The sequence below is a fragment of the Apibacter sp. genome (assembly GCF_025291155.1).
Classification (GTDB): domain Bacteria; phylum Bacteroidota; class Bacteroidia; order Flavobacteriales; family Weeksellaceae; genus Apibacter.
On record NZ_JAMBJZ010000082.1, the window covers coordinates 1 to 8,035 of the forward strand.

An 8,035-nucleotide genomic window follows, 5' to 3' on the forward strand; every position below is an offset into this window, starting at 1 on the left:
TTTTTGCAAATCAAAATGCGCGATTAGAATTAAATATGGTAAATGCATCAAAAATATCCAACGATTGGAGCAACACAACTTTATCTCATTTTAGCGGAAGACTAGTCAAAGAAGACATGAATCATGACGGTTTTCTTGATAATCCTCTTTCTAAACAAATAAATTTAATGGATATTATTCGTTATGATGGAATTAAAAAAAACGGATGGGGCTCAATGTTTGGATTTCAAGCACTTTATAGTAAGGAAATAGGAGGAGAAAAAAAATTTAGAGAATCTACCGATCGTCTTACTCAGAATCATTACGGAATTGGAATCGAAAATTCACATTATGAGATATGGAATAAAACGGGATATGTATTCCTTACTAAACCTTATCAAAGCATAGGATTACAAACTAAATTTATTCATCATAATACAAATAGCTATTTTGGACAACGATTATATAATGGTAATGAAAATTCTTTTTTCACCAATTTATTGTTCGAAAGTATTATTGGGAATACCAATAATAAATATACTGTAGGAGCTAGCTATCTACATGATTCCTATAATGAAGATTTTGAAAATATGAATTATAAAAGAACTGAAAATGCACCGGGGATATTTGCTGAATATACCAACACTTCATTTAAAAACTTTACTTTGGTTACAGGGTTGAGAACCGATTTTCATAATTTGGCAGGAACTCAACTTTTACCGAGAATCAATATAAAATATGCATTTTTGCCTAAAACAACACTTCGCTTAGCAGCAGGAAGAGGAATGCGAACCTCAAATATATTTTCCGAAAATATGCAATATTTAGCTTCCTCACGAAAAGTTCATATTAAATCTAATAATGGTGATATTTATGGACTTAAACCAGAAATTGCATGGAATTATGGCGGTAGTTTAATACAAGATTTTAAAATTGGTACTGTTAAAAATACCTTAACTTTCGATTTTTATAGAACAGATTTTAAAAAGCAAGTTCTTGTTGATTTAGATAAATCTACCCAATCTCTTTGGTTTTACAATTTGGATGGAAAATCTTTTTCAAATACTTTTCAAGCTGTGTGGGATATTATACCTATATCTAATCTCGAATTACATTTTGCATATAAGTGGTTTGATATTAAAGCTGATTATATGGAGGGTAGAAAGCAAGTTCCTTTCACTTCTAAAAATAGAGGATTGTTTTCTATTTCATATTCTACAAATGAAACAGAAAATAAAAGTAAATGGACTTTGGATTTTAATCTGCAATATGTAGGAAAACAAAGAATTCCTGATACATCTCAGAATCCGGTAGAATATCAAAGAAAGTCTTTTTCTCCTAATTATGCTTTAATGAATGCTCAGATATCAAAGCATTTTACGGATAAATTAAGAACTTATTTAGGTGTGGAAAACTTAGGAAGTTATAAACAAAAAAATCCAATCATAAATTCAGAGAACCCTTTTGGAGACTATTTTGATACTTCTTTAGTTTATGCCCCTATTGTTTCTGCTATGTTTTATATGGGAATTGATTTAAAATTATAATAAATTTTACTCATTTGTAAATATAAAAAACGACTGAATAAATTCAGTCGTTTTATTTTTTTATTACATATAACCAATTAATAACTTCTTCTAAAATTATTTCTCGGTTTTTCATCTCTTGGACGTGCTTCGGAGACGTTAATAACTTTACCATCAAATTCTTTTTGATTTAATTCCTGAATTGCCGTTTTAGCTTCAGCATCTGCCATTTCGACAAATCCAAAACCTCTTGATCTGCCGGTTTCACGATCCTGTATTATTTTTGCTGATTCAACTTCGCCATACTCTGAAAATAAGTCATGTAAATCTTCGTTGGTCAACCTGTAATTCAGGTTTGAAATAAAAATGTTCATATAAAAATTTTATAAAATTGATAAAAAATTAATTGAGAAGAAATCAGACTAAAAACTAGCAATTCAATTTAAAAAGTAGAAGGAAGTATAATAACAATCTCAACATGCTAATTTACATAATTTTATCAATAATTTATGTATTTATTTTTTATTTTTTACATAAGTAAGTAAAGACTTTATGTATAAAGAGATTCGAAGATATTTTTAATTAAACTTTATCTAATTATATAAAATTAAAAGGAATTATTCACCAAATTTTTACTTATCTTATATTTAATAATTTCGTAGTAATTATAATCATTAACTTTCAATATAGGAAGGCAGGACTAAAATTTAAGATAATAATTTAAATAAACTCGAAAAGTCGTAAGATTATTTATAAGTAAAGTGTATCGGAAGTTCTTAGATACTAAAAAATTTTTTTAGCTATAAAAGCCCCAATAATGCAGCCTAAACAATCTGCGATCATATCAGAATATTCAAATGTTCTTCCCAATTTCATATACTCTTGAAAAAATTCAATTATTATGCCGTACAGAGTTCCTAAAACTATTATTAGAAATTGATTTTTTTTAGGATATGCTATTTTTGCTAATAAAGAAAGTCCTAAAAAAGTTAACATGTGAATTAGCTTATCATTATAAAGAGGCATGAATTTTAAAAACTCTTTATTACCTTTGGGGGCTCGTAACAATAACCAAGTTAAAATACAAAAATATATAATAAGTATAAATCGTATTTTTTTATGATGTTCAACTAACCAATTCTTTATATTTTTCAGCATTAATTAAATGGTTTGTTAGGATATTCACTAGCTTAATTTTTATTATCCACCCTTTTCCATAGGAATCTGTATTTATTAAACTCGGATCGCTTAACAATTCAGAGTTTACATCCAAAACTTTTCCATCTAAGGGCATATAGAGATCTGTGACAGTTTTTATTGCTTCAAGACTTCCGAAAATTTCATTAATTTTCAAAGTAGTGCCAATGCTTTCAACATCTACATATATGATATCACCGAGCTGTTCTTGAGCGTAATCAGTAATTCCAACATAAGCCACATTTTCTTTTACTATTTTTACCCAAATATGTTGTAAACTATACAATAGTTCTGATGGTATTATCATATAATCAAATGTACTTACTTTTTTTTAATTACCAAAAGTAAAAGTAGCACTTAAGCCAGCTCTTATAGTAGAAAGGGGATAAGCAGTTGAAACTTTATATTTTGTTATCATTTGCTCGTAGAAGAATTTAAGATTAAAATTCTTAGTAAAACTATAATCAGTTGAAAATTTTAATGATACTAAATTTTGTCCACCAGTTACTTGTGAGTCTAATTCCACTAAACGTCTGATGGTTGTTTTATTATCTCTTATAGAAATATCTCCACGTATATTTAAATCTCCTGTCAAAGGTTTTGTAGCTCCTCTATATCTTAGTTTTAATTTAACATCTTTAACTATATATCCTAAACCGAAGACTACTTCATTGCCATAATCTTCTTGCAACGTATAATTTGTCAAACCGAGAGAATATATTCTATCTTTATTATATGCTATTCTTATCTGAATATTATTTCTCATAGTTACATCTACTCCAACTAATGGACTAAATCCTTCTGACATTACTGCCGTTCCATAGGTATAATAATTGTATCTGTTTCCATTCATATCTTTTTCCGGAGCGGTAGAATCGTTTTGAAATAGGTAGTAATCAGGATTAGTTTGTACGCCGTTAACTGTATAATTTGAAACATAACTATGATTAATTCTAAACTCTTTAAACCAATAATTTATAAGTGGTATATTTTTTAGACCACCATAGGTAATCTTCCAGTTAGGAATTGGCATATTGCGTTTATAACCCAATTTTTGACTACCTGCACTTCTTCCTGTAAAGGCTGATACAAATGATGGTAATAAAACCTCTGAATTTGTTAATCCATAACCATCTATGTAGCCATCATTATTAGCATCAACTAACGGCTGTCCTTGTTTTTCAGCTACTCTTTGAGACAATATCATGGAATTGCTGATCATCTTATTATATACATATTCTCCTGATTTAAACGCCGTAGCTATGGATATAACTGTGGAACTGAACATAGCAGATTGATTTACAAATGTATTAGCCATTTGTCCAGTGATAGGATCTATAGAATTAAACCCTGAATGAGATAGAGTTTTTTGGTGATTTCTCATAATATTTAAATCTATCTGTAATTGATTAACGGGCTCTAACTGTAAGGTAGCGGAAACCTGCGAGTTATTGTTTTTTACATATGGATTGGTCATATATTCATTTAAGGAAATCCAACCTTCTGTTACCGCTTTATTTCTTAAATCAAATTGAGACCCAAATAGAAAACCAAAAGTAGGGCCGCTTTTGGAACCAGCATATCTTCCTACTCCAAAGAAACTTGGTTCCGGTAAAAATCCAGGCAAAATGGTACCTTTATTTTCATTCACTTGAATTTGTCCTCTTTTGAAACTACTTGCTATCATCCAAAGGTAATCGGTAGCTTTATATTTAGTTTTTAATGTATATTTTTTATATGATTTAGGTTTTTTCAGAGCAAAATTTGATTCATAAGCTCTATTTAAAGAATCTATTTCTCTTTGTCTTTTTCTTCTCTTTTCCTTAAATTTTTTATAGTTAGTAAAGTAATTATAAAACTTGCTAAAATCTACATTACCTATTGCTGTTATAGTTTGAGCATTTTGTGCGGTATTACCTAAACTTCTCTTTCTTGGATCAGCATTTGTAGGATCATATGAAGTTTGAAAACTTGAGCTTGCCTGCCAATCATATTGCCCTGTATATCCTAATTCCATAGAGGTAAAATCCATATATGGAAGCAAATGAATAGGTAATTTATAATTTAATTGGAATCTTTGGTTATAATTTATAGGTCTTCCCGAATTTAATAAACCGTTCCATATCATACCATCGTCGGGTACGCCGTTTCCTATATCATCCAATATAGTCCTTGTTCCAGATGAATAATCTAACTTTAAAGAACGCGTAAGATTGAATCCTATGTTATATTGCCACCCGAACAAAAAATTGTTAGCAAAAGTTGAACTGTAACTACTCGGATTATTATTAAGATATGCATTAATATCTCTATATTGGAACTCATTATAGGTTCTGGCAATATCTATCTTAAATGATAAACGAGTAGGTACCGGATTAAAATTAATTTCTTTTAGCCATCTTAAATATTTGGCAAATCTACTGGTATCCTGAACTACATTTAATTTCTTAAAAGGTTGATAATAAATACCTTTGGGCGAAAAATTATAATCTAAAGATGCCTGTAAATTTTGATATAAGCTATATGTTGTATAAATATCTCTAAAATAATCAGTTGAATATGAAAAAGAAGCTGATAAGTTTTCCACATCATAAAACCTTGGTTGTTTACTTGTAGTTCTATCTTTTCTAAAATTGGATAAAGAAATATTTTTTTGTGATGAATAACTTCTTACCACTTTTTTAAGTTCACTTTTTCTTGGGTCATTTTTTAACTTCACATCATTATCCAATGGATTATATTTAGGATCTATAAAGGTCTCTGACATGCTAATACTTACAGGTATTTTCATACCCCATTTTTCCGGAAGAACTTTATCTACATTCACCGCCGCACTAACCATATATTGCTTGGTTTCATCTTGGCTTCTTTCACTCGGTTTACTATCTATTGCTCCAAAACCTACGGATTGATAGGTTCCGGATGCGGATATTTGAGCAAAATCTGCAAGATTAAAATTAATACTTGCATTGGCTGCATATCCTCCTTCATTATCAATATCAGTCAAGCGAAGTTCATCTAACCATAAGACAATATGCTTTTCTAAGGTAGAAGTATTTCTTACCCCCATCATAATTGAGTTTACATTGCCTATTGAGGGCCTACCTTTTACATATATAATTTTATCATCACTACCGGTAACATGGCTACGATAGCGTATAGTACTATTATAAAGGTTATTTTTATCTTTTTCATTTTTAGCGGCTACTAAATCTTTTAACCTTAATTCAATTGTATTTTCAATAGGCCATATATCAATAGAAGAGGTAGCTGTATTGGGAGTGTATTTTAATGGAAATTCATATTCATAATAATTATCTGATAAATCACTACCTATACGGATAAAGAATTTAGCTTCTTTATCTACAATATTACTGGATACATCTTGCATATTTTGAGCATGTACAAACATTTTTAATGTTTTATATCGTCTCATATCCAGCGCTATATTTTTATAAATACCTCTAGGTTCAGAATTTTTCAAATCTTTTATTTCTAATTTCAACGAAGATTCATTTTGCATTTGTGTTCCGGTAGTATTTCCTAATATTTCTCTACTAATTCCCGGAGGCAATACATAAGGCGGACGAGAGGTAGAATTTTCTTCTAAATTTACTGCACTAATGATCACGTTTGAGACAGGTAAAAGTGTTGCTGTTCCTTCGTCTGAATCTTGTTTACTTTCACCAGTTATTGAGGAAATATTTTTTTCATACTTTCTCCAATCGCTTCGAACTAAATCTAAAGTCGCAAAACGTAAGGTAGCTGTATTGGAAAATCCTTTCATTAGCATACGAATGTAGCGTACATTATTTAATATTTCAGAAGAACCAAATTCATAATCGCTAACCGGGATTCTCACTAAATACCATGTTGTATTACCCTTTTTTCCATTAGGAAGTGATACTTCTACTTCTTTTTTATCTACTACAAAAGAATTTTGACTATTTCTTAAATTCGAGTCTAATAATGATAAACGATATTGTGTATAATTTTCCGTTTCATCCAGATTGAAGTCTTTATTTAAATCTTCTGTATCCGGAGATGCTGATGAAGCATCCATAGAATTGGCAGGAGAGTTACCTTCTAAGTTTCTATAATATTTATATCTGTTTATAATAGAACTTTTATCTTTAGAAGAATCCCATGCACCATTCAAATAAAATACGTAATCGTCTCCAGAAGGATCAATTTCACCGGTTATAGGATTTATATAATTGGCATAGTTTCCAATATTATATCCTTTACTTTTATAATAGTCTGCTTCTTCAGAACTCATTAAACCATCGTAACCAACATCTTGTTTCTTCCTTTCATCTCCTTTAGTATCAAAAGCATATACTAAAGGATAATTTTTGGGTTGCTTACCTAAATTTGTGGTTGTCATTAGGCTTAAATCATCAGTAATACCATTTTCATACTGCATAAATCCATCTTTTAAGACATCTTCGGATACATTACCTAATTGTATTATTAATTCGGGATTATTTCCTAAAGGATTTGATCCCGGTGATTTACTGTCAGCATAAGGATCCATCATCCAAAATTCTACATATTCTATATTAGCTTCCGAAAAATTAGTTACTGAAATTGGTCTCATTAATCCCCCCCATCTATCTTTTTCTGGGTCTTCATTGAGTGTATTGAAATTGTAAGGCCCTCTTTCTTTCGGATAAAAAGATACATCAAATGTATTCATATATAGCTGCTCTCCCGCTATATAATCTCTATCTGTAAATATTTCTTGATATTTAACCCGTCTTTGTAAATGTAGGGAAAGCGCATTATTATCTATACCCGCAGGTTGACCTCCTCCGATTCCGAAAAATCTTGGATCAATATTATACCAACTTATTAGAGCCCTTCCATTACCGTTTTTTATATCGTTCATGTAGGTCCCTTCTTTTTCTGGCTTACTGGCTATTCCCCAATATCCGGGCTCTTTTAAACTTATTTTTGAAGCTGTTGTTTCAAAATCATCTATATAAGAATTATCATTGATAGTTTTATTTTGTCCCGGCAATAAAGCAGCGCCTTCCACTTTAAAACTCATATTAGATTCCGCTTCGGTTTTGATTCCCGGTATCCAATTGGTAAGTTTTGTTAAGAAAGGGAATTCCTTATTCAACATCATATTAAATCCAATCATGGAATTATTAACGGGTTCTGATCCAAATTGTACTTTTTGTGTAAGAGGTCTTTCTTTGTAGTTAAGGAATGTTGCTCCAACAATAAAGTCGTTATTAAATTTATGCTCTACATTTAATCCCATAAATCTCTTCTTTTGCATATTAAATGCAAATTGGTTTTCCAAACTTATATTAATGGGAACT

At 30.1% G+C, this 8,035-nt stretch carries 5 protein-coding genes; 1 reads left to right on the forward strand and 4 read right to left on the reverse strand.

The genetic code is table 11. From position 1 onward, the window contains the following. Nucleotides 1-1,526 (forward strand): TonB-dependent receptor plug domain-containing protein (locus M3Z80_RS07905; RefSeq protein ID WP_293919014.1); only part of this gene is annotated, 1,526 nt, incomplete at its 5' end. Nucleotides 1,527-1,603: 77 nt separating this feature from the next. Here M3Z80_RS07905 and M3Z80_RS07910 read toward each other — a convergent pair. The 4 genes from M3Z80_RS07910 to sov form a co-directional block, all read right to left on the reverse strand. Then, nucleotides 1,604-1,879 carry an RNA recognition motif domain-containing protein gene (locus M3Z80_RS07910; RefSeq protein WP_105297947.1) on the reverse strand — a complete coding sequence of 92 codons (276 nt, stop codon included), beginning with the start codon at nt 1,877-1,879 and terminating at the stop codon, nt 1,604-1,606. Between the two features lie 409 nt (nt 1,880-2,288). Beyond that, complete coding sequence (locus tag M3Z80_RS07915; protein ID WP_293919015.1) at nt 2,289-2,663, reverse strand: VanZ family protein; 375 nt, start codon at nt 2,661-2,663, stop codon at nt 2,289-2,291. Next, complete coding sequence (gcvH, locus tag M3Z80_RS07920; RefSeq protein ID WP_293919016.1) at nt 2,632-3,009, reverse strand: glycine cleavage system protein GcvH; 378 nt, start codon at nt 3,007-3,009, stop codon at nt 2,632-2,634. Before gcvH ends, M3Z80_RS07915 begins: the two co-directional genes overlap by 32 nt. A gap of 24 nt (nt 3,010-3,033) precedes the next feature. Next, nucleotides 3,034-8,035, reverse strand: a 5,002-nt coding sequence (gene sov / locus M3Z80_RS07925; protein ID WP_293919017.1) for a T9SS outer membrane translocon Sov/SprA, incomplete at its 5' end; no start/stop codon positions are given.

What these genes read in the sequence shown, in the direction of transcription:
- M3Z80_RS07910 (WP_105297947.1), bottom strand. Translation starts at nt 1,879, where the DNA reads ATGAACATTTTTATTTCAAACCTGAATTACAGGTTGACCAACGAAGAT.
- M3Z80_RS07915 (WP_293919015.1), bottom strand. Translation starts at nt 2,663, where the DNA reads ATGCTGAAAAATATAAAGAATTGGTTAGTTGAACATCATAAAAAAATA.
- gcvH (WP_293919016.1), bottom strand. Translation starts at nt 3,009, where the DNA reads ATGATAATACCATCAGAACTATTGTATAGTTTACAACATATTTGGGTA.